This is a genomic window from Actinosynnema sp. (genome assembly GCF_052038725.1).
This window is the reverse complement of the sequence record NZ_JBQGCX010001197.1, coordinates 1-1702: the sequence shown is the minus strand read 5'-3', so window position 1 is coordinate 1702 and position 1702 is coordinate 1. Positions and strand designations below refer to the sequence as shown.

2 protein-coding genes are annotated in these 1702 nt (G+C 75.0%); both read right to left on the bottom strand.

What is annotated here, in order from left to right:
- A partial coding sequence (locus ACTUAL_RS25080) for a sensor histidine kinase (protein WP_440901977.1) occupies positions 1-1377 on the bottom strand: 1377 nt, incomplete at its 3' end.
- A partial coding sequence (locus tag ACTUAL_RS25075; protein ID WP_440901976.1) for a winged helix-turn-helix domain-containing protein occupies positions 1378-1702 on the bottom strand: 325 nt, incomplete at its 5' end.

The following is a 1702-nucleotide window of genomic DNA, read 5'->3' as shown; positions in this document are numbered from 1 at the left end:
AGCGGGAAAGTCCACCTCGACGCCGAGACCGCCCTCGTCGCCCCCGAACACCCGCACCCGGCCGCCGACCCGCTCCACGACCCGCAGCAAGATCGACAGCCCCAGCCCCGAGCCCCCCACGTTCTGGTGCGAGGGCGAGCGCCAGAACCGGTCGGTGGCCCGCTCCATCTCCTCCTCGTCCAGGCCCGGCCCCTCGTCCACCACCGAGATCCGCACCCGGCCGTCGGCCCGCCGCACCACCACGTGCACGAGCGTGCCCTCGGCGGTGAACTTCAGCGCGTTGTCGAGCAGCGCGTCGAGCACCGTCTCCACCCCCCTGGGCGGGGCCAGCGCCACCCGGCCGGGTTCGCCGCCGAGCACCAGGTGCACGTCGCGGGCGGTCGCGGCGGGCATCCACGCGGTCAGCCTGCCCGCCACCGCCCGGTCCACGTCCACCTCGACCGGGGCGACCGAGGACGACTCGGCGCGGGCCATCGCCAGCATCTCGTCCAGGATGCGGTTGAGCCGGTTCGCCTCGGCGAGCGCCGCCGCCTGGTGCGGCCTGCCCTCCTCGGTGACCGCGTCCTCCAGGTTCGACAGCCGCAGCTTCAGCGCGGTCAGCGGGTTGCGCAGCTGGTGGGAGGCGTCGGCGACGAACGCCCGCTGGGCGGCCAGCACGTCGCCGACGCTGGCCGCCATCTGGTCGAACGAGCGCCCGAGCTGCCGCAGCTCCGGCGGCCCCGACGCCCCGCCCACCGGCGGCACCGGCCTCCCCGAGACGATCGCGCCCACCAGCCCGCTCGTCGCGTCGTCCAGCGCCCGCACCGGCCGCAGCATCCAGCGCACCAGGGGCAGCGCGGCGAGCACCGCCAGCGCGAGCGCGCCGAGGGCCCCGGCCAGTATCGCCAGCCACCACAGGGCGACCCCCGTCCTGGTCTTGCCGGTGGGGGAGAAGGTCACCACGGCGCCGCGCACCTCGCCGTCGACCAGCACCGGCTCGGCCACCACCAGGGGGTGGTCCTGCCACGGCATCACCAGGTCGGGGTTGCTCGGCAGTCGCCCGGCCAGGGCGCCCCGGACCGTCTCCTGCACCGCCGGTGACGACAGGTCGGGCTCCCGCTCGGCGCTGGACAGGGCAACCTGGCCGTCACGCCGCAGCAACACGACGTCGATCCCGTAAAGCTCTGAATAACGCTTGAGCTCGGGGAGCACGACCTCCGGCTGGTCGTCGATGACCGGCCGCTGCACCAGCGAGGCGAACCGCGCGGTGTCGGTCAGCCGGTCCAGGAACATCTCCTGCTGCTCGGTCGCCGCGACCCCGCGACCGAGCGGCACACCCATCCCCACCAGCACCAGCACCACCAGGGCGAGCACCACGCCGAGCAGCCGGGAGCGCACCTAGGACCCCAGCCGGTAGCCGACGCCGCGCACCGTCTCCAGCAGCGAGGGCCTGCCGAGCTTGGTCCGCAGGGTCGCCACGTGCACGTCCAGCGTCCGGTTCGCCCCGGCCCAGGTCCGCCCCCACACCTCGGCGAGGATGCGCTCGCGGGTGCACACGGCCCCGCCCGCGGCCATGACCAGCGCCAACACCTGGAACTCCTTCCGCGACAGGGCCACCGCCGCCCCGCCGACGGTCACCTCGTGCCTGGCCAGGTCGATCCGGACGTCCCCCGACTGGAAGACCTCCGTCCCGGTCCCGCCGTGCCCCAGCGGGTCGCCCCTC